This window comes from Aeromonas sp. DNP9 (assembly GCF_001728955.1).
Lineage (GTDB): Bacteria > Pseudomonadota > Gammaproteobacteria > Enterobacterales > Aeromonadaceae > Aeromonas > Aeromonas veronii.
Genome location: NZ_LYSQ01000030.1, coordinates 1 through 21,382 on the forward strand (window position 1 = coordinate 1; position 21,382 = coordinate 21,382).

18 protein-coding genes are annotated in these 21,382 nt (G+C 60.1%); 13 read left to right on the forward strand and 5 right to left on the reverse strand.

What is annotated here, in order from left to right; all coding sequences use genetic code 11:
- The coding region (locus tag A9G06_RS22380; protein ID WP_216093225.1) for a hypothetical protein at positions 1–214 on the forward strand (214 nt) is incomplete at its 5' end.
- A 15-nt stretch (positions 215–229) separates the two neighbouring features.
- On the opposite strand, the gene A9G06_RS18450 is transcribed toward A9G06_RS22380, so the two are convergent.
- The 3 genes from A9G06_RS18450 to A9G06_RS18460 all read right to left on the reverse strand — a co-directional run bounded on the left by A9G06_RS18450 (position 230) and on the right by A9G06_RS18460 (position 3,585).
- Entirely contained in the window at positions 230–439 is a 210-nt protein-coding gene (locus tag A9G06_RS18450; protein ID WP_005338972.1) for a cold-shock protein, read from the reverse strand.
- Positions 440–714: 275 nt separating this feature from the next.
- Complete coding sequence (locus A9G06_RS18455; protein ID WP_069556172.1) at positions 715–1,383, reverse strand: LysM-like peptidoglycan-binding domain-containing protein; 669 nt, start codon at positions 1,381–1,383, stop codon at positions 715–717.
- A gap of 99 nt (positions 1,384–1,482) precedes the next feature.
- A complete protein-coding gene (locus A9G06_RS18460) occupies positions 1,483–3,585 on the reverse strand; it encodes a methyl-accepting chemotaxis protein (protein WP_069556173.1) in 2,103 nt (700 codons plus the stop codon).
- Positions 3,586–3,858: 273 nt separating this feature from the next.
- Here A9G06_RS18460 and gltX point away from each other — a divergent pair, with 273 nt between their 5' ends.
- A complete protein-coding gene (gene gltX, locus A9G06_RS18465) occupies positions 3,859–5,274 on the forward strand; it encodes a glutamate--tRNA ligase (RefSeq protein WP_069556174.1) in 1,416 nt (471 codons plus the stop codon).
- Positions 5,275–5,418: 144 nt separating this feature from the next.
- Here gltX and A9G06_RS18470 read toward each other — a convergent pair whose 3' ends face one another.
- Positions 5,419–6,669 carry a methyl-accepting chemotaxis protein gene (locus A9G06_RS18470; protein ID WP_005362726.1) on the reverse strand — a complete coding sequence of 417 codons (1,251 nt, stop codon included), beginning with the start codon at positions 6,667–6,669 and terminating at the stop codon, positions 5,419–5,421.
- Between the two features lie 101 nt (positions 6,670–6,770).
- Here A9G06_RS18470 and A9G06_RS18475 point away from each other — a divergent pair, with 101 nt between their 5' ends.
- The 11 genes from A9G06_RS18475 (at position 6,771) to A9G06_RS18525 (ending at position 20,850) form a co-directional block, all read left to right on the forward strand.
- The gene (locus A9G06_RS18475; RefSeq protein WP_253182353.1) at positions 6,771–7,520 is read left to right on the forward strand and encodes a potassium channel family protein; all 750 of its coding nucleotides are present in this window, start codon (positions 6,771–6,773) and stop codon (positions 7,518–7,520) included.
- A gap of 152 nt (positions 7,521–7,672) precedes the next feature.
- Positions 7,673–8,278: a TIGR04211 family SH3 domain-containing protein gene (locus A9G06_RS18480; protein ID WP_069556176.1), complete on the forward strand. Its 606-nt coding sequence runs from the start codon at positions 7,673–7,675 to the stop codon at positions 8,276–8,278.
- A 316-nt stretch (positions 8,279–8,594) separates the two neighbouring features.
- The gene (gene putA, locus A9G06_RS18485; RefSeq protein WP_069556177.1) at positions 8,595–11,759 is read left to right on the forward strand and encodes a bifunctional proline dehydrogenase/L-glutamate gamma-semialdehyde dehydrogenase PutA; all 3,165 of its coding nucleotides are present in this window, start codon (positions 8,595–8,597) and stop codon (positions 11,757–11,759) included.
- A 221-nt stretch (positions 11,760–11,980) separates the two neighbouring features.
- Entirely contained in the window at positions 11,981–12,760 is a 780-nt protein-coding gene (nudC, locus tag A9G06_RS18490) for an NAD(+) diphosphatase (RefSeq protein ID WP_069556178.1), read from the forward strand.
- Between the two features lie 180 nt (positions 12,761–12,940).
- The gene (gene hemE / locus A9G06_RS18495) at positions 12,941–14,008 is read left to right on the forward strand and encodes a uroporphyrinogen decarboxylase (protein WP_005335440.1); all 1,068 of its coding nucleotides are present in this window, start codon (positions 12,941–12,943) and stop codon (positions 14,006–14,008) included.
- 112 nt (positions 14,009–14,120) lie between these two features.
- Positions 14,121–15,050 carry an ROK family protein gene (locus A9G06_RS18500; protein ID WP_069556179.1) on the forward strand — a complete coding sequence of 310 codons (930 nt, stop codon included), beginning with the start codon at positions 14,121–14,123 and terminating at the stop codon, positions 15,048–15,050.
- Between the two features lie 80 nt (positions 15,051–15,130).
- A complete protein-coding gene (gene epd / locus A9G06_RS18505; protein ID WP_069556180.1) occupies positions 15,131–16,141 on the forward strand; it encodes an erythrose-4-phosphate dehydrogenase in 1,011 nt (336 codons plus the stop codon).
- A gap of 61 nt (positions 16,142–16,202) precedes the next feature.
- On the forward strand, positions 16,203–17,366 hold the full coding sequence (locus A9G06_RS18510; RefSeq protein ID WP_005340965.1) for a phosphoglycerate kinase: 1,164 nt from the start codon (positions 16,203–16,205) through the stop codon (positions 17,364–17,366).
- Between the two features lie 115 nt (positions 17,367–17,481).
- The gene (gene fbaA, locus A9G06_RS18515; protein ID WP_005340963.1) at positions 17,482–18,561 is read left to right on the forward strand and encodes a class II fructose-bisphosphate aldolase; all 1,080 of its coding nucleotides are present in this window, start codon (positions 17,482–17,484) and stop codon (positions 18,559–18,561) included.
- 159 nt (positions 18,562–18,720) lie between these two features.
- A complete protein-coding gene (locus A9G06_RS18520) occupies positions 18,721–20,025 on the forward strand; it encodes an FAD-binding oxidoreductase (RefSeq protein ID WP_139126291.1) in 1,305 nt (434 codons plus the stop codon).
- Positions 20,026–20,262: 237 nt separating this feature from the next.
- Complete coding sequence (locus A9G06_RS18525; protein WP_069556182.1) at positions 20,263–20,850, forward strand: hypothetical protein; 588 nt, start codon at positions 20,263–20,265, stop codon at positions 20,848–20,850.
- A 54-nt stretch (positions 20,851–20,904) separates the two neighbouring features.
- Here the strand turns inward: A9G06_RS18525 and A9G06_RS18530 are convergent, their stop codons facing one another.
- Positions 20,905–21,318, reverse strand: coding sequence for a hypothetical protein (locus tag A9G06_RS18530; protein ID WP_069556183.1), 414 nt, complete (start codon positions 21,316–21,318; stop codon positions 20,905–20,907).
- Positions 21,319–21,382 lie beyond the last annotated feature (64 nt).

Genomic DNA, 21,382 nt, shown 5'->3' on the forward strand with positions numbered 1-21,382 from the left:
AATCTCTCTTCGAAGTTTTCATAATCCCTTTGAATTGCCCTTCACATCGCGCAGCGATGCTTTGTCGTATCTGGCGTTTACTCAGCGTGTCTCTGCCGCCTTCTGCAAACAGGAAGGGGATGTGGGCTCATGGTGCGGGTTGTATGAGGGAAAGGTGGTTGGCAGGAAGAATTGCGGGCAAAAAAGAGGAGGGGCCTTGGCTCCTCCTGCATGATTCACTGGCGCGGGCTTAGACCAGAGTAACGTTCTCAGCCTGAGGGCCTTTTTTGCCCTGGGTCACAGTGAACTGGACTTTTTGACCTTCAGCCAGGGTTTTGAAACCGGTGCTCTGGATGGAGGAGAAGTGAACGAATACGTCCGGACCCTGGGATTGTTCAATAAAGCCAAAACCCTTGGTTTCGTTGAACCATTTTACCTGGCCGGTGCGAATGTCAGACATGTGCTAAATCCTATCAATAACAAAATGAAACTAAGCCCGTGCTGGGCTGCATTTGCCTTGCAAGCAGGGGTTGGCTCATGACTGACCACGTCTCTTTGTCCCAGTAGCACGTAGAACAATCCCTGTCTAAAGCACAAACGATTGTACGTTAGCGCCGATCCTTGTCAATTTGACCCCTTTCGTTTTTTGAACAAGCTAAAAATATTGTGAAGTCAGTAGCTTATTTGAAGATATTTGACTGAAAAAAAACGGGAGGCCAGCGCCTCCCGTTTTTGTTATTCCTTGAGGGCGAACCCTTCGCCCTGCCGGTCATAGCGGTAGACCGCCTGACCGTAGGAGCGGATCTCGACCCGCTGGATGCGGCGGGTGTCGTCCACCAGGATGAAGATAGAGCGACCAGATTGCAGGCGGGTCAGGGGGCGATCCGGCCCCTCGATGGCGATCAGGCGGCTCAGCTCGGCACCCGGCAACTCGAATTTACGCCAGATGGAGTAGAGGGTCTCACCCGCCTGCACATCGTGTTGCAGCCAGGTGCCGTTGACCTTCTCTTCGACCGGCTTGGCAGCCGCGGGGGCACTGCCTGCCGCGCCATTACCGACCGTTAGAGCTTGAGCAGGTACGGCCAGCGGCACTTCCAGCGAGCCGGAAGGGGCTGCTTTGGGGGTGGATGGCGCCGGCTCCCAGGCCAGCACCAGCAACCAAAGCGGGATCAGGATCAGCAGACCTATGGTGTTTTTGCGGGGCAGCGGGCTGGACAGCTTGAATTTGCCTGCTTTGGCATCCTGGCGGCCTTGGCCGAGGTTGCTCATCCCTTGGCCAAAACGTTGGCGCAGGGACAGGGTCGCGGCATTGATGCGATGGAGCAGGGATCCTTGTGATTCGTCTTGGCGACGCTGCTGGGCTCGTCTGTTATGGCCTCGTGGGCGACGGTCCGGGGTGGGCACGGCATTTACCTCTCACTACATTGCCTGCCATCAGGCAAATTCGCCGCCTATGGTAAACGGACTCGCCCCCGAGGGGGAGAGTCCTGAGGCGGAAAATTATCAGCTGAGACGAAATTGACCCAATAATTGCTGCAATTTGTCGGCCGCCTGACGCAATGCCTGACTGGCTTTGGCCGTTTCGGTCGCATCCTGAGCAATGTCGTTGGCCAGTGCGTTGGTTTTTGACAGGTTGCCGGAGACGGTTTCTGAGACCGAGCTCTGCTCTTCGGCGGCGGAGGCAATCTGATAGGTCATGTCGTTGATGGTGGAGATGGCCTGGTAGATGCTGCCGAGCGCCTCTTCCGCCAGATCCGCCTCGCCCACCGCCTGATGGGTCAGCTGCTGGCTCTGGGTGATGGCGTTGACTGCATTGGTGGAGCTCAGGCGGATCTTCTCGATCAGCTCCTGGGTGTTCTGCACCGCCTGCTGGGTATTGCCCGCCAGTTTGCGCACCTCGTCGGCGACAACCGCAAAGCCGCGGCCCTGTTCGCCAGCCCGGGCAGCCTCGATGGCGGCGTTGAGGGCCAGCAGGTTGGTCTGGTCGGCAATCCCCTGAATGACGGTAAGGATACTGGTGATCTGGGCGCTGTCGTGAGCCAGCCCTTCGACCACTTCGGCCCCTTTCCCGGCTTCTGCTGCGACCTTGTGCATCGACTGGATCACTTGCTGGAAGCGCTCCTTGCCCTGATCCGCCGCGCTTTGCGCCTGTTTGGCCGAGTCGGCGGTGTTGTTGGCGTGGGTGGCTACCTCCTGACTGACGTAGGACATCTCCTGTACCGCGGTCAGCATCTGCTCCATCTCCGCCTGATGGTGCTGCAGGTTGTTGTCGGTCTGGCCGGCGATGCGGTCGGTATCGCCGGCATGGCGATTCACTTCGCTGGCCGTTTTCAGCACATCCCCGAGCAGCCCCTGCAGCTTGTCGATAAAGCGGTTGATCCCCTTGGCCAGATCCCCCAGCTCGTCTACCGAGCGGGTGTTGAGGCGCTTGGTGAGGTCCCCCTCGCCATCGGCGATATCATCCACCAGGCTCACCATCTGGCGGATGGGGCCAGTGATGCTGCGGGCAATCACCAGCATGGTGGCCAGCGCCAGTACCAGCACGATAACGGCGCCCACCAATTGCTGGGTCATGGCAGCTTGGTTCATGTCGCTCAGCTGGCTCTCCAGCTGATCGGCCCCCGCCAGTACCACCTTGTAGGGCAGGGTGACGATGATGGCCCAGTTGCGGCTCATTCCCGGCACCATGATGGGGACGGAAATACGGAATGACTCGTCCAGCTCCTGACGCTGAACTTCCGGTTTCAGGTACTGCTGCCACTGGTTGCCCAGCACCTTACCTGCGCTGCTGCCGAGCAGGCTGGCATCGCCGCTGGTACCGGTGATGACACCGGCGGCGCTGACGATCAGGGTTTCGCCCTTGCCGTCATAGATGTTGCTGTTGAGGCTCTTGGCCTGACGGCTGATGGAGTCCACCGCCAGATCCAGCGCGGCGATCCCCTTGAACTGACCATCCACCATGATGGGGGTGGTGATCGTGCTCACCAGCACCTGCTGACCGTTGATATCCACCTTGAAGGGATCGATGAGGCAAGAGCGTCCTTCCCGCTTCGGGCAGGCGTAGTAGTCGTTGGCGGGATTGCCGAATTCGTCCGGGTCGGTTTTTTCGATGGAGAGCAGCAGATCGGTACCGATTTGATCCTTGTCGCGATAGAAGTAGGGCACGAAGCGCCCCTTGTCATCACTGCCCAGCGCACTCTGGCCAGCAAAGTTGGCATCCTGACCGTCGAAACCGTTGGGCTCGAAGCCGGCAAAGGCGCCATAGAGCTGGGGCTCCAACGCCAATTGTGCCTTGAGCAGGTCGGTGGTCTGCTGGCGATCCAGCGGCAGTTTGCCCTGTTGTTGCAGGGCGAGGGCGCTGGCCATCTGCTGGGTGTAAGAGAGCCCTTTTTGCAGCAGCTGGGTGATGGTGGCCGCCTCGGCGCGGGCATTGGCGCTGACCTTTTGCCATGCCTCCTGCTGCAGCGCTTCACGGCTGGAGCTGATGGTGAGTTGTTGGGTCTGTTTGCCGGAGTATTGGTTGAGCAGGATCAGGATGACCAGGGCTGCGGTCATGGCGATCCCGGCCATCACTAGAATGCGATTCTGGATAGAACGGAACTGCATCGTCTCTTCCTTGTTCGTGAGAAGTGTGGTGAGCGTTATTTGGGTATCGACCGGAGGAGGCAGCTCTCCAGCATTGTGCATAGCAAATCGGAAACGGGGCTTCTGTTTTGCGATCCTCTTCAAATATCTGGCTACAGATGCAAATGGCGACAGATTTAATCCCCTACTTTAGCCCGCAATGGCGTCATGGTTTTCCCATCCGTGATTGTCGGTGCTAAAATGCGACGGTTTTTTTAACGAATTGGCCCAAGGCCCTCTACACAAGGCTTAAAGATGAAAGTCAAAACCCGTTTTGCTCCCAGCCCGACCGGCTTTTTGCATGTCGGCGGTGCCCGTACCGCACTCTATTCCTGGTTGTTTGCAAAGAACCAGGGCGGTGAGTTTGTGCTGCGTATCGAGGATACCGATCTGGAACGTTCCACTCAGGAGGCCATCGACGCCATCATTGAGGGCATGGAATGGCTGGAGCTGAACTGGGATGAGGGCCCCTACTACCAGACCAAGCGCTTCGATCGTTACAACGCGCTGATCGACGAGATGCTGGCTGACGGCCGCGCCTACAGGTGCTACTGCTCCAAAGAGCGTCTGGAAGCACTGCGCGAAGGCCAGATGGCCAACGGCGAGAAGCCCCGCTATGACGGCAAGTGCCGCGACCACACCCACGATCACCCGGCCGATGCGCCGCACGTCATCCGCTTCCGCAACCCGACCGAAGGTTCTGTGGTGTTCGATGACCACGTCCGTGGCCGCATCGAGTTCGCCAACACCGAGCTGGACGATCTGATTATCCGCCGTACCGACGGTGCCCCGACCTACAACTTCTGCGTCGTGGTCGATGACTGGGATATGGAGATCACCCACGTGGTGCGTGGCGAAGACCACATCAACAACACCCCGCGCCAGATCAACATCTACAAGGCGCTGAACGCGCCGGTACCTGAGTTTGCCCACGTATCCATGATCCTGGGTGACGACGGTGCCAAGCTCTCCAAGCGCCACGGTGCAGTCTCCGTGATGCAGTACCGCGACGACGGCTACCTGCCGGAAGCGCTGCTGAACTATCTGGTGCGTCTGGGCTGGTCCCACGGCGATCAGGAGATCTTCAGCCTGGAAGAGATGATCAAGCTGTTCAGCCTGGATGCCATCTCCAAGTCTGCCTCTGCCTTCAACACCGATAAGCTGCTGTGGTTGAACAACCACTACATGCGCAGCCTGGATCCGGCCTATGTGGCCAAGCATCTGGCATGGCACATGGAAAACCAGAAGATCGACACCAGCAATGGCCCGGCACTGGCCGACGTGGTCACTCTGCTGGCCGAGCGTTGCAACACCCTGGTTGAGATGGCTGCCCAGAGCCGCTATCTGTTCGAAGATTTTGAGGCGATCGACGAAGCCGCTGCCAAGAAGCATCTGCGCGGTGTAGCTGCCGAGCCGCTGGCTCTGGCCAAAACCAAGCTGGCTTCACTGGATAGCTGGACCACCGAAGCGCTGCACGAGCTGATTGAAGCGACCGCCGCCGAGCTGGGTCAGGGTATGGGCAAGGTTGGTATGCCGCTGCGTGTGGCCGTCACCGGTCTGGGTCAGTCCCCTGCCATCGACGCCGTGATGGCGCTGGTCGGCAAGGAGCGTGTACTTGCTCGTATCGACCGTGCGCTGGCTTACATCGAAGCTCGTATGGCTGCCGAGTAAGTGCTGCCGATGTGGCAGGCGAAGGGATAACCCCGCTCTGCCACATGCTAAATAGCAAAAATCCGAAACCACTGGTTTCGGATTTTTTTATGGCCAGAGCGGCGGCGGGGCACAATGGCGGTCATGCCCGACCAAGGGGAGCTGTCATGCGAGCTTGAAGGACTGGATCTGGCTGTCGAGCTCCTTGCTGTGCTGCTCGACCAGCTCGGAGGCCTCTTGCAGCTCGCGCAGCACCACGACGGAGCCTTCGGCGATCTGCTTGACCTGCTCCAGATTACCGCGCATCTCTTCGGCGACCGAGCTTTGTTGCTCGGAGGCGGCGGCGATGTGGCGGTTCATGTCGGCGACACCCTGCACCCGCTGCACTATGGTGGCGAGCTGGGTACCGGCCTGGGTCACCTGTTCCACCCCCTTGTCGGCCTGCTGTACGCTTTGGGCCATCAGCTCGCCAGCCTGATGGGCATTGCCCTGCAGCTGTTCGATCATCTTCTGGATCTCGACGGTGGCGGCCTGAGCCCGGTTGGCCAGCTCGCGCACTTCGGAGGCCACCACGGCAAAGCCACGACCCGCTTCACCGGCGCGAGCCGCTTCGATGGCCGCGTTAAGTGCCAGCAGGTTGGTCTGCTCCGAGATGCCGCGAATGGTGTCGACCACAGAGCCAATGCGCTCGACCCCCTGCTCCACCTCGTTGACCACGGTGGCGGAGCGCTGGATGTTGCCGGAGAGGGTGTCGATGGTGCTGACGGTATCGGCGACGCAGCGGCTCCCCTCTTCCGCCAGCTGGCTGGTTTCGGCGGTGGCGTGAGAGGCCTGATCCGCATGGGCGGCCACTTCGCGAATGGCGCCGACCATCTGGCTCATGGCGCTGGCCAGTTGTTCGATCTGGGTGAACTCTTCGTTGATCGCTTCGTTGGCCTCTTCCATGCAAAGGGTCACCTGGGAGGCGATGTCGTTGAGCTCCTTGCAGGCGGCGCGCTGGTTGCCAAACACCTCTTTGAGATTCTCTTGCGAGTGGGAGACCGCCTTGGCGATGTCACCGAATTCGTCACGAGACTTGAGCAGTACCTTGTGGCTGAGGTCCCGCTTGGCGAAGCGTTCCAGCAGGCCCACCAGATAGTGCACCTGCTTGACCATCAGGCGGGAGCCGGTGAGCAGCAGGATCACGAACAGCAGCCCCATGATGGCGGTCTCCATCAGACCGGTCCAGAGCAGGCGATTGGAGATCGCATCCGCCTTGGCGGGATCGAGCCCTTCGCTAAGCAGGGTCGCTTCCAGATTGTTGGCGTCAAACCAGAGTTTTGTCAGTAGCAGGAGGGTACTGAACACCATCAGCAGCACCACTTTGGGTACCAACCGGATGTTGCTCATTCTTTTCTCCAGCAGGTTCAGCTGCATTGTCATTCTCCTTTTAAAAGCCGTTTTTTCCTTTGCCCTCAGGACTATCGGCATTATCTTCTCTTTTATTAATTTGCACTGTGCTTAAAGTTGGAAAATGTATGCGACATCACTTAACTCATCTGCGGGCGATGGATCTGCTGATGGCATTTCTGTCGATTATCTCGGTTTTGCTGGTGACGGCCCGCTGGTGGGGTCATGAGAGCCTGACACCACAGACCCTGCAGCTCTTCTATGACCTCGACAGTCTGATCTGCTACTTCTTCCTCGCGCACTTTGCTTATGGCTGGATCCGGGCGCCCGATCGCAAGGCATTTTTCATGACCAACTGGATCTATCTGCCGGGTAGTCTGCCGATGGTGGAGCAGCTGCGCTGGGCCCGTCTGCTCCAACTGTGGCGGGTCTATCAGTTGTTCAAGGAGCACCCGGATCTCTGGGCCATGTTCCGTCGCGAGCGCAACGAGACCACCCTCTCCGGCATCCTGTTTCTGTTCTTCCTGCTGCTGGGGGTGGGTTCCGGCGTCATGTACTGGATTGAGTCGGGCCAGCCCGGCAGCCAGATTGAGACCCCCTATGATGCCTTCTGGTGGACGCTGGTGACCCTCTCCACCGTCGGTTATGGCGATTTGGTGCCCAAGACCGAGGAGGGGCGGTTTGTCGCCAGCCTGCTGATCCTGTTCGGGGTCGGCCTGTTTGGTGCCATCAGCGGTTTTATGGCCAGTATCTTTTTGCAACCGGCCAAAGAGAGCGAAACCGACAAGTGGCGCCATCACTACAACAACCAGCAAGAGGAGCTGCTACGCGAGTTGCGGGTACTGCGAGACGAAGTACGCGAACTCAAGAAGAAGTAAGGTTGTCGCACGGGAGCGCAAGTTGCGAGCCAGCTCCCAGCTATCGGTTGTGGCTGAGTGGGGGAGGTGCTTTTTCTTTGCTTGTCCTTTAACCTGCTGGCGGCTTAACATTCAACCTCTTGTCCAAACCTGAAAAAGAGAACCGATCGACCATGCGCGCCCTTCTCGGGATTTTGATCTGCTTGTGTGCCCAACAGGCACTGGCCGATACCCGTTATGTTTCAGACAACATCTTTACCTTTATCCACAATGGTCCGGGTACCCAGTACCGGATCCTCGGTAGCGTCAAGGCTGGTGAACCGCTGGAGGTGAAGGCGGTGAACGGCGAGGCCGGTTTCACTCAGGTGGTGGATGGTCGCGGCCGTGATGGATGGATCAAAAGCAGCGAACTGCAGAGCCAGATCAGCCTGCGCGAGCAGCTGCCGCAGGTAGAAAAGGAGCGTGACGAGCTCAAGGCCCGCCTGCAAAACCTCAACGGCGACAACGAGAAACGCTTCGCCGAGAAGGATGGCCAGATCGCTGCCCAGAGCAAGGAGATTGCCGCCCTCAAGGCCCAGCTGGCCAGCCAGGGTGAGGAGATGAGCAATCTCAAAGAGCAGAACGATGCCCTGACCCAGAGCTACGACAACCAAGAGCACGACATGCAGATGGACTGGTTTATCCGTGGTGGTGCCATGGTGGGTGCGGGGATCCTGCTTGGTATCCTGCTGCCCATGCTGCCCCGTCGTCGCAGCCGTGGCGATCGCTGGATGAACTGACAGCATCTGGCTGAATGAATTGCTAAGAAGGGTCGCCGTGGCGGCCCTTCTTTTTTGGGGCGTATTGGACGGAATGCGTGGCTGCTTTGCGATAGAGCGGCGGTGGCAGATCGTATACAAAATGAAGTCAGATGACCCTCACGCTTGCTGGCGTATTGGCTTCAAAAGGGTGTTCATGGGGGGAATGAGCGATCTTTGTTAAAGAGTGGCAACAAATTCATTTCATATAGGGTGCAACATTGTATACATTATCGGCGTTTCGGCGGCGCGTCCGCCTTTGTCGATATCAGCCCTAGGGCGTACAGGAAGACCCCATATGTTTAAAGCTACTCAAGTGCTTGCCGCTGACTATATCCCCTCTGATCTGGCCGCCCTGCGTGAAGCCATCACCCAGAACTACGTGGTGGATGAAAATGCCTATCTGGCCGAACTGTCGGCCATGCTGCCGGGGGATGGCGCCTCGCTGGAGCAGGTGACCCAGCGTGCCCGTACTCTGGTGACCAAGGTGCGCAAGGAGAGCGGCTCTGGCGACGGTATCGATGCCTTCCTGCAGGAGTACAGCCTGGATACCCAGGAGGGGATCATCCTGATGTGTCTGGCCGAGGCGCTGCTGCGGATTCCCGATGCCGAGACCGCCGACGCCCTGATCAAGGACAAGCTCTCCGGCGCCAACTGGTCGTCCCATTTCCGCAAGAGCGACTCTACTCTGGTCAACGCCTCCACCTGGGGGCTGATGCTGACCGGCAAGATCATCAAGCTCGACAAGAAGCTCGACGGTAACCCGGCCAACCTGCTGGGGCGCATGGTCAACAAGCTGGGCGAGCCGGTGGTGCGCTCCGCCATGTACGCCGCCATGAAGATCATGGGCAAGCAGTTCGTGCTGGGGCGCGACATGAAAGAGGCGCTCAAGGCGAGCCGCAAATCCCGCGAGCTGGGTTACACCCACACCTACGACATGCTGGGTGAGTCGGCGCTGACCATGCATGATGCCGACAAGTATCTGACCGATTACCGCAACGCCATCGAGGCGGTGGGCAACGAGCGGATCAGCGACGGCGGCCCGGCCCCCTCCATCTCCATCAAGCTCTCGGCGCTCCATCCGCGCTATGACGTGGCGAACCGCGAACGGGTGCTTGGCGAGATGTGCGAGCGGCTGGTGGGGCTGGTACGGCTGGCCCGCGACAAGGATGTGGCCATCAGCATCGATGCCGAAGAGATGGACCGCCTCGAGCTGTCGCTGGACTTGTTCGAGCAGCTCTACCGCTCTGATGCCAACCGTGGCTGGGGCAAGCTCGGCATGGTGGTGCAGGCCTACTCCAAACGCGCCCTGCCGGTACTCTGCTGGCTCACCGCACTGGCCCGCGAGCAGGGTGACCTCATTCCGGTGCGCTTGGTAAAAGGCGCCTACTGGGACAGCGAACTGAAATATGCCCAGCAGGCGGGCCTGCCCGGCTACCCGCTCTTTACCCGCAAGGCGGGCACCGATATATCCTACCTCGCCTGCGCCCGCTACCTGCTGAGCGAGCCGACTCGCGGCTTTATCGCCCCCCAGTTTGCCACCCACAATGCCAATACCGTGGTCAGCATTCTGGAGATGGCCGGTGATCGCCAGTTTGAATTCCAGCGTCTGCACGGCATGGGGGAGGAGCTGCACAACGCCGTGCTGAACGACAATCCCGGCCTGCACTGCCGCATCTATGCGCCGGTCGGCGCCCACAAGGATCTGCTGCCCTATCTGGTGCGCCGCCTGCTGGAGAACGGGGCAAACACCTCCTTCGTTCACAAGCTGGTGGATCCCAATACCCCGGTGGATTCACTGGCCGAGCATCCGCTGCGCACCATCAAGCGCTACTCCGGCTTTGCCAACGACCGGATTCCGCAGCCGGTGAACCTCTTCACCGACCGCAAGAACTCCAGCGGCGTCAATATGAACATCCTCTCCATCCAGCGCCCCTTCTTCGCCCGCTTGAAAGAGCTGGAGAGCAAGCAGTGGCTGGCGGGCCCCATCGTCGATGGCGAGACCCTCAAGCGCAGCGAGGCGCGCACCGTGCTGAGCCCGCAGGATGTGAGCCTCACCGTCGGCAAGATCCACTGGGCCGACGAGCAGGCGGTGGAGCAGGCCTTGGCATCTGCCCACGCCGCCTTCCCGCGCTGGCGTGAAACCCCGGTGAGCGAGCGTGCTGCCGCGCTGGAGAAGCTGGCGGATCTGCTGGAAGCGAACCGCGAGCAGTTTGTCTCCCTCTGTACCCGCGAGGCGGGCAAGCTGCTGCAAGATGGCATCGACGAGGTGCGTGAAGCGGTCGATTTCTGCCGCTACTACGCGGTGCAGGCCCGCGGCCTGATGGGGCAGGCGACCCTGCTGCCCGGTTACACCGGCGAGCAGAACGAGCTGTTCCTGCAGGGGCGCGGCGTCTTTGTCTGCATCAGCCCGTGGAACTTCCCGCTGGCGATCTTCCTCGGCCAAATCGCCGCTGCGCTGGCCACCGGCAACACCGTCATCGCCAAACCGGCGGAGCAGACCGGTCTTATCGCCCATCTGGCGGTGACTCTGGCCCATCAGGCCGGTATTCCGGGCGACGTGCTGCAGCTGCTGCCCGGTGACGGCGCCACCGTCGGCGCCAAGCTGACGGCGGATCCGCGCATTGGCGGCGTCTGCTTCACCGGCTCCACCGAGACGGCCAAGCTCATCAACATGACTCTGGCCCAGCGCGATGGTGCAATTTTGCCGCTTATCGCCGAGACCGGTGGCCAGAACGCCATGATCGTCGACTCCACCGCCCTGCCGGAGCAGGTGGTGCGCGACGTGGTGAGCGCAGCCTTCCAGAGCGCCGGTCAGCGCTGCTCGGCCCTGCGGGTGCTCTATCTGCAGGAGGAGATTGCAGAGCGGGTGCTGGAGATCCTCACCGGCGCCATGCAGGAGCTGAAAGTGGGCAACCCGGCCGAGCACAACACCGATGTCGGCCCGGTGATCGATGCGGATGCCAAGGCGGGGTTGGATGCCCATCTGGCCCGGATGATCCCGCGTGCTCGCCTGATTGCCCAGGCGCCTATGCCCGCCGCGACCATGGAGGGACACTTCGTCCAGCCGACCGCGCTGGAGATCGGCTCCATCCGCGAGCTGGCCAAGGAGCAGTTCGGCCCCATCCTGCACGTGGTGCGCTACGCCACCCGGGATCTGGACAAGGTGATCAGCGACATCAACGGCACCGGCTACGGCCTGACGCTGGGGATCCACAGCCGCAATGAATCCCACGCTGAGGAGCTGGCGAGCCGCATCAACGTGGGCAACGTCTACATCAACCGCAACCAGATCGGCGCCATGGTCGGGGTGCAGCCGTTCGGCGGCCAGGGGCTCTCCGGCACCGGTCCCAAGGCGGGCGGCCCCCACTACCTGAGCCGTTTCGTCACCGAGAAGACCCGCACCATCAACACCACGGCAGTGGGCGGCAACGCCTCCCTGCTGGCGATGGGCGATGCCTGATCCCCGCCGATAGAGGCCGGATACGGGATGCCGGATAACAGCGGGCCGCCTTCGGGCGGCCTCTTTATTTGCGCCATCCGTTTTTTACGAATAGGACAATCGGCCACGGCGGGGTCGTCAGCGACCCGTGCTGGTCGTAAGATGGGAGCCATTCGCATGGCGTTTGTCTCTTGGCGGGTCCGCCGTAGCCAGGGTTTTGTTTTAACGAGAGTGTTTATCTGATGTCATTAACCGAACAAGCCCGCTGGTTCGTGCTGGGGGGCGATCATCTGGTACTGCTCGATCAGCAGGGAGAGGTGCCACAAGGAAGTAAAGTGTGCCTGCCCACAGCGCTGGCTGACGCCCATTTCGAGCGTTTCGACGAGTGGGAGGGGCTACCCTGCTATCTGCTTGATTTGGGAGATGAGGCCGACACGACTATGATGGCCCCTATGCGCCAGCTGATGGTGGCGGGGGACGAAGAGGGCTTTCGTCTCGCTGGCCGCGCCTGGCAGCTCGCCACCTTTCGGCGCACCCACCGTTTCTGCGGCGGGTGCGGCGCCCCCATGACCCCGAAGGCGGGGGAGTGGGCGCAGGTGTGCCACCACGGCCACACGGCCTATCCGCGCATCTCTCCCTGCATTATCGTGGCGGTACGGAAGGGGGCTGAGATCCTGCTGGCGGCCCATCGCCGTCACTATCAGGTGGACGATCCCATGTATACCGTGTTGGCTGGCTTCGTCGAGGCGGGGGAGAACCTCGAGCAGTGCGTGGCACGGGAGGTGTTCGAGGAGAGCGGCATCCGGGTGTGCAATGTGCGCTATGTGGCGAGCCAGCCCTGGCCATTCCCCCACAGCCTGATGATGGGCTTTACCGCCGACTACGAGAGCGGCGAGATCAAGGTGCAGGATGACGAATTGGTGGCCGCCGCTTTCTTTGCCGCCGACCGGCTGCCGCGTTTGCCGCCCCACGGCACCATTGCCAGGCGGCTGATCGAGTTGTCACTGGCTGGCGAGGGGTAACGGCGCTTATCTTTTCGCCAACCATTTTGCACTTCTTTTTAAAAACGGGGCGCTCTGGTTTGCGCCCCTTCACATCTTTGCAACCGATCACCCATTTGCCACGTTTTGGGCAGTCCGCTTGACCGGGCAAAGTGGTATTATGACCGCCATTTTATGCGTGATATGAATTCAGGAACTGGGATGAAAGAGCTGAAGAACGATCGATACCTGCGCGCCTTGCTGCGTCAGGATGTAGACATGACGCCGGTATGGATGATGCGCCAGGCAGGGCGCTATCTGCCGGAATACAAGGCGACTCGTGCCCAGGCGGGGGATTTCATGTCCCTGTGCCGCAATGCCGAGCTGGCCTGTGAAGTCACCCTGCAGCCGCTGCGTCGCTACCCGCTCGATGCCGCCATCCTCTTCTCCGACATCCTGACCGTGCCCGATGCCATGGGGCTGGGTCTCTACTTCGAGCAGGGTGAAGGTCCGCGCTTCGAGCGTCCGATCACCTCCATGGCCGACGTGCAGGCGCTGCCCATTCCGGATCCGGAAGATGAGCTGGGCTACGTGATGAACGCGGTGCGCACCATCCGCCGCGAGCTGAAGGGCGAAGTGCCGCTGATCGGCTTCTCCGGCAGCCCATGGACCCTGGCCACCTACATGGTGGAGGGGGGCAGCTCCAAGGCATTCACCAAGATCAAGCAGATGATGTACGCAGAGCCGCAAACCCTGCACCTGCTGCTCGACAAGCTGGCCGACAGCGTGATTGCTTACCTCAACGCCCAGATCAAGGCGGGTGCGCAGGCGGTCATGGTGTTCGACACCTGGGGCGGCGTGCTCACCCCGCGCGATTACCGCGACTTCTCCCTGCAGTACATGCACAAGATTGTCGATGGCCTGATCCGCGAGCACGACGGTCGCCGTGTGCCGGTCACCCTGTTCACCAAAAACGGCGGTCAGTGGCTGGAGCAGATCGCCGCCACCGGTTGCGATGCGCTGGGTCTGGACTGGACCACCGACATCGCCGATGCCAAGCGCCGGGTCGGTGACAAGGTGGCGCTGCAGGGCAACATGGATCCCTCCATGCTCTACGCCACTCCGGCTCGAATCCGTGAAGAGGTCGCCTCCATTCTGGCCGGTTTCGGTCACGGCAATGGTCACGTATTCAACCTCGGCCACGGCATCCATCAGGATGTGAACCCGGAGCACGCCGGTGTGTTCGTCAACGCGGTGCACGAGCTCTCCGCCCAGTATCACGGCCGCTAAGGCCGGGGCGAGAGAAGAAGAGTATGTTTGATATCCGGGGCCGCAAGGCCCCGTTTTACATTAAAAAATGGCGCCGCGATGACGAACGCGTGGCGGCCGTGCAGGAGGCAAGATGAGCAGCAAGTCACTGGATTGGGGTATCGATCTTGGCGGTACCAAGTGTGAATGCGTGGTGCTGGATGGCGACGAGGTGCTGCTGCGCCACCGCATCCCCACCGAGCGAGCTGGCGGTTATGAGCACATGATCGGCCAGATCGCCAAGCTGGTGGCAGAGTGCGCCGAGAAGATTGGTCAGCGCCCGGCCGTCATCGGCATGGGGACACCGGGGGCGCGGGATCCGCAGACCGGCCTGATGAAGAACTGCAACACCACCGAGCTCAACGGCAAGCCGTTCAAGGAGGATCTGGAGCGCAAGCTGGGCGTGCCGGTGCTGATCGCCAACGACGCCAACTGCTTCGCGCTGGCAGAAACCCATCTCGGTGCAGTGCGCCAGCACCATCCCGATGCGAAAGTGGTGTTCGGCATCATCATGGGCACCGGGGTCGGCTCCGGCATCGTCATCAACGGCCAGATCCTCAACGGCCACCACGGCATCGCCGGTGAGTGGGGCCACAATGTGCTTTCCCCCGATGGCCCCGAGTGCTACTGCGGCAAGCGTGGCTGCGTCGAGACCCTGATCAGCGGCCCGGCGCTGGAGGCCTGGTACGAGGCCAAGGCCAAACGTCGCCTCTCGCTCGCTCAAATCGCGGCGGCCACCGCCCACGATCATGTGGCCAGGCTCACTATCGACCGGCTACACCTGCTGTTTGGTCAGGCGCTGGCCAACGTGGTCAACATTCTCGACCCGGATGTGATCGTCATCGGTGGCGGGGTGGGCAATGTGCAGAGCCTCTACAGCGTGGGACGGCAGACTATTTTGCCCTTCCTCTTTAATCCCCGTTTCAGTGCCCCCATTATTGCTCCAGCCCTTGGTGACAGTGCCGGGGTATTCGGGGCCGCACTGCTGGCCCGCGGTGAATTCAAGGATGCCCTGCTGTCGTGAGCCGGGCCCGGGCAGCCGGTCGGCTGCTCTTTTCTCTAGCCCATGCGCTAGCAAATCTGTGGTAAGGAACTGGCTGCCAGATGATCAAGATTGCCATCAACGGTTACGGACGGATCGGCCGCAATGTACTGCGTGCCCTCTACGAGAGCGGGCGCGACAAGACCATCAAGATCGTCGCCATCAACGAGCTGGCGGCCCCCGAGGCCATGGTGCACCTGACCCGTTACGATACTAGTCACGGTCGCTTCCACCATCCGGTGCAACTGGCGGGCAACAGCATGCTGGTGGGGGAGGATCTCATCTCCCTGTTTGCCGAGCGGGATCCGTCAAAGCTGCCGTGGCGGGCGCTGGGGGTGGATGTGGTGCTCGATTGCACCGGGGTATTTGGCTCGCGGGCCGATGCCGAGCTGCATGTGGCGGCGGGGGCGGGCAAGGTACTCTTCTCCCATCCGGCGGATGCGGATGTGGATGCTACCGTGGTCTACGGGGTCAACCATCATACCCTCACCGGAGCGGAGCGGATCGTCTCCAACGCCTCCTGTACCACCAACTGCGTGGTACCGGTGATTGAAACATTGCATCGAGAATTCGAGATAAATTGTGGTACTATTACGACAATTCATTCGGCCATGCATGATCAGCAAGTCATCGATGCCTACCACAGTGACTTGCGCCGAACCCGCGCTGCCAGTCAGTCCATCATTCCGGTGGATACCAAGCTGGCAAAGGGGCTGGAGCGCATCCTGCCCCACTTCGCCGGCAAGTTCGAGGCGATCGCGGTGCGGGTGCCGACCATTAATGTAACAGCGATGGATCTCAGTATTACTGTTCGTAAAAAAGTGACAGTTACTGACGTAAATCAAGCCCTGCAACGGGCATCCAGAGGTACATTACACGGTATTCTGGATTACACGGAAGAACCGCTGGTCTCCGTAGACTTCAATCATGATGCACACTCCTGCATCATTGATGGTACCCAGACCCGGGTGAGCGATGCCAACCTCGTCAAGATGTTGATGTGGTGCGATAACGAATGGGGCTTCGCAAACCGGATGCTGGATACCACCCGGGCCATGATGGCCGCAGGCTGAGCCTGCCCCGGGCGAAAGGTTACTGTTTTTAACATTACCTGGAAAATATAGAGGACTGAATATGTCTGTTATCAAGATGACTGACCTGGATCTGGCGGGTAAACGCGTTCTGATCCGTGCTGACCTGAACGTACCGGTAAAAGACGGCAAGGTCACCTCCGATGCACGTATCGTTGCGACTCTGCCGACCATCAAGCTGGCTCTGGAAAAGGGCGCCAAGCTGATGATCACCTCCCACCTGGGTCGTCCGACCGAGGGTGAATACAACGAAGAATTCTCCCTGGCTCCGGTTGTCAACTATCTGAAAGACGCTCTGTCCTGCCCGGTTCGCCTGGCCAAGGATTACCTGGATGGCGTAGAAGTCGCTGCCGGTGAGCTGGTTGTGCTGGAAAACTGCCGCTTCAACAAAGGCGAGAAGAAGAACACCGAAGAGCTGGCCAAAAAATACGCCGCCCTGTGTGATGTCTTTGTAATGGATGCGTTCGGTACTGCTCACCGCGCCGAAGGTTCCACCTACGGTGTGGCTCAGTTCGCACCGGTCGCCTGTGCCGGTCCGCTGCTGGCGGGTGAACTGGAAGCCCTGGGCAAAGCCATGCTGAAGCCCGAGCGCCCGATGGTTGCCATCGTTGGCGGCTCCAAGGTCTCCACCAAGCTGACCGTTCTGGAATCCCTCTCCAAAATCGCTGACCAGCTGGTTGTCGGTGGTGGCATCGCCAACACCTTCATCGCTGCTGCCGGTCACAACGTCGGCAAGTCCCTGTGCGAGCACGACCTGATCGACACCGCCAAGAAACTGGCTGCCGAGACCAACATTCCTGTGACCACCGACGTGGTTGTAGGCGCAGAGTTCTCCGAGTCCACTCCGGCCACCATCAAGTCTGTTAACGATGTGACCGACGGCGACATGATCTTTGACATCGGCCCGGATTCTGCCAAGGCCCTGGCTGACATCATCATGAACGCCAAGACCATCCTGTGGAACGGTCCGGTTGGCGTGTTCGAGTTCGACCAGTTCGCTGAAGGCACCAAGGTTATCGCTGAAGCCATTGCTGCTTCTCCGGCCTTCTCCATCGCTGGCGGTGGCGACACCCTGGCTGCCATCGACAAGTTCGGCATCGCTGACAAAGTCTCCTACATCTCCACTGGCGGCGGCGCCTTCCTGGAGTTCGTAGAAGGCAAGGTACTGCCGGCTGTTGCGATTCTGGAACAGCGCGCTAAAGCCTAATTGACCCGGAACGGGGGGCAAAAGCCTCCCGTTTCGTTTATCATGTGCCCGCTGTGCCGGTTCATGATGAACCCCCCATTTTTTATTAACGGCATACGAGACAGGACGATTAAACATGTCTAAGAAAATTTTCGACTTCGTAAAACCCGGCGTGATCACTGGTGATGACGTTCAGAAAGTGTTCGCCATCGCTAAAGAGAACGGCTTTGCTCTGCCGGCCGTAAACTGCGTTGGTACCGACTCCGTGAACGCCGTACTGGAAGCTGCCGCCAAGGTTAAAGCGCCGGTTATCGTTCAGTTCTCCAACGGTGGTGCCGTGTTCACCGCCGGTAAGGGTCTGAAGCTGGAAGGTCAGAAAGCTGCCATCCTGGGTGCCATCTCTGGTGCCAAGCACGTTCACGCTGTTGCCGAAGCTTACGGCGTGCCGGTAATCCTGCACACCGACCACGCTGCCAAGAAGCTGCTGCCGTGGATCGACGGTCTGCTGGAAGCGGGCGAGAAGCACTTTGCTGAAACCGGCAAGCCGCTGTTCTCCTCCCACATGCTGGATCTGTCCGAAGAGTCTCTGGAAGAGAACATCGACATCTGCTGCGAGTACCTGACCCGCATGGCCAAGATGAACATGACTCTGGAGCTGGAACTGGGTTGCACCGGTGGCGAAGAAGACGGCGTCGACAACAGCCACATGGATCAGTCCGCTCTGTACACCCAGCCGGAAGATGTTGCTTACGCTTACGAGCGTCTGTCCAAGATCAGCCCGCGTTTCACCATCGCTGCCTCCTTCGGCAACGTACACGGTGTATACAAGCCGGGTAACGTCAAGCTGACCCCGTCCATCCTGGACGCTTCCCAGAAGTACGTTTCCGAGAAGTTTGGCGTTCCAGCCAAGTCTCTGGACTTCGTATTCCACGGTGGTTCAGGTTCCACTCTGGAAGAGATCCGCGAGTCCATCTCCTACGGCGTAGTGAAGATGAACATCGACACCGACACCCAGTGGGCAACCTGGGAAGGTCTGCTGAACTTCTACAAGAAGAACGAAGCTTACCTGCAAGGCCAGCTGGGCAACCCGGAAGGCGCCGACAAGCCGAACAAGAAGTACTACGATCCGCGCGTATGGCTGCGTGAAGGTCAGACTTCCATGATCGCTCGTCTGGAGAAAGCATTCTCCGACCTGAACGCCATCGACGTACTGTAATTCGTTACAGCACCTTGATTGCATGAAAAGGCGCCCTTCGGGGCGCCTTTTGCATTTCTGTGATCCGCACCGGTTGGTGAGTGGAGGAGGAACTGGGTATTATCGAAACAACTTTGCTTATTTTATTAAACAATTTGCAATCAAGGCAGGATGCTGAGTATGCAGGCAGGAAAGCACAACGGATATCAGGAGCACGTCGCCTCCTACTACGCGGCCACCCGCAACGACTCGCAACAGTGGCCCGAGCTGGAGGGGGAGCACAAGGCTGACGTCTGCATCATCGGCGGAGGTTTTACCGGTCTCAATACTGCCATCAATCTGGCGGATGCGGGCTACAAGGTGGTGCTGCTGGAGGCAAACTGCATCGGCTGGGGCGCCTCCGGGCGAAACGGCGGTCAGCTTATTCGCGGTATCGGCCACGATACCAGCCAGTTCGCCCGCTGGATTGGTGAGGATGGAGTGCGTGAGCTCGACCTGATGGGGCTGGAGGCGGTGCAGCTGGTACGAGAGCGGGTCGAGCGTTTCAATATCGAGTGCGATCTCACCTGGGGTTACTGCGACCTTGCCACCCGTCAGCGCCATCTGGCCGGCTTCGAGGAGGATCTCGACCATCTGGCGAGTCTGGGCTATGAGCACGAACTCAAACTGGTGCCGCGGGAAGATATCCATAGTGTGGTGGGGTCTGATCGCTATATCGGCGGTCTTATCGACATGGGCTCAGGGCATCTGCATCCCCTCAATCTGGCGCTCGGCGAGGCGCGAGCCGCTGCCAGCCTCGGGGTTTCCCTGTTTGAACACTCCAGAGTGACCCATATCGATTACGGCAAGCAGGTCGAGGTGACCACGGCTCATGGCCGGGTCACCGCCGATTATCTGGTGATCGGCTGCAACGCCTATCTCAACGACCTCAATCCGGAGCTGGGGGGGCGGGTGCTGCCCGCGGGCTCCTACATCCTCGCCACCGAAGTGCTGGATCGCCGCTTGCGCCAGCGCTTGCTGCCGCAAAACATGGCGGTGTGCGATCAGAACGTAGCGCTCGACTACTACCGCCTCTCCGCCGACGGCCGCCTGCTGTTTGGCGGCGCTTGCAACTACTCGGGAAGGGATCCCCGCGATATCAAGGCCTTTATGCTGCCCAAGATGCAGCGAGTCTTCCCCGAGCTGGCTGGCACTGCCATCGAGTTCCAGTGGGGCGGGATGATCGGGATTGGCGCCAACCGGCTGCCGCAGATTGGCCGCCTCAAGGAACACCCCAACGTGCTCTACGCCCAGGCCTATTCGGGTCACGGCCTCAATGCTACCCACATGGCAGGCAAGCTGGTGGCCGAGGCGATCCGCGGCGAGAGCCGGGGTTTCGATCTCTTTGCCAGTGTGCCCCATATCACCTTCCCCGGCGGCCCGGCGCTGCGCTCCCCGCTGCTGGCACTGGGTATGCTGTGGCACCGGATGAAGGATATCTTCTGACTCCGATTGTCAGCCTGTGCAGTGATGGCTGAACTAAGCCCCCTTGCCAGCCCTTGTTTATAGCGGGTTAGCACTATCGTTCCGCCCGATAGGCCAAAAAATGCATTCGCGCCAATCTCGTCCCGTTGGCGCTATCTTTTAGGTGTGAGAGCGGTTATCTGCCAAGGAACAAGGATTTGACAGATTGCCGGAATATTTGCCGAGAAAGGGCCGAAGACGGGGGGGAGGAGGACCAAGATGGAGATAAATGTGGTCGCGTCAGGCGGGCTCAGCCCGCTGGCGCAACGGCAGGGTTCTCCCGCCGTGCAGGCACAGGAGCGGGCTGCGACTTCACCATCAACGGGCAGTGACAGCCTGGTGCGCGACCTTGGCGCTGTGCTGGATGAGCTGGGGCTGTCACCGCAAGGGGAGAGCAGCGGCGGTGGCACTGTTTCAATCAGGGATTCGCTGGAAGCGTTCATCAACACCATGATGGGCTCCCTGCAACAGCAGCAGGAGCAACAGTTGGCATTGCAGCAACAACAGCGGCAAGAGCAGGAACAGCGCAAACTCGCCATCGCCGACAGCAGCGAAAACCCGCTCAAGCGGGATCTGGAGCGCCTGCTGGAGACGCTGGATCAGCAGGGCGGACAGGAAAAAGAGAGCGAGCAAGGAGCCGAGCGTGAAGCGGTCAACCCCTTGCAGAACCAGCTGACCAAGCTGCTGGAGAGCAGTGGTGCGGCAGAGAGCGGGGTCACCCTCAAGGAGGTGCTGTCAGGGTTGGCCAGCAAGTTGCCGAGCGAAACCGCCGAGCGAAAAGGGTATCGGGTCGATACCCAGGTTTGAGCTGGTTGGCAACGGCAGGAGAGTCGTTGTAGAGCATAAGGGGCGGAAAGCGCTTTATTGGGCCGGTTCCGCCAGCCGCCAGCCCTGTTCGCTCTTCATCATCCACACCTCGGCCTCTTGCGGCAGCACCTGGCCCGCCTCGAACTCGCCATATTTGCGCTCGAGCTCCATCAGCCCCATCTCCTGCTGGAAGGGGCCAACCCGGTCGTAGACCAGGTCCTCGTCGTGCAACACCTGCAACTGATCGAGTCCCTGCTTGAAGTGGAGCTGGTAACTCACTTTGACCAGATAGACCCCCTCCATCCGCTCCTCCTTGCCGAGGATGGTGAAGTCGCTGATTTCGAACAGGTTGGCGTCTGTCTCGGCCAGCAACCTAGCGGTAACTTGGCTCCGGATATCCTCTTCACCGGGCCCTGCACTGCAGCCATAAAGCCAGAGGGCTAGCAGGGGGATGAACCACTTTTTCATCAAAACTCCGGACAAGTACAAAACGAGAGGGGCGATTGTGCCACGCGAATGCGCGGCGGCAAAC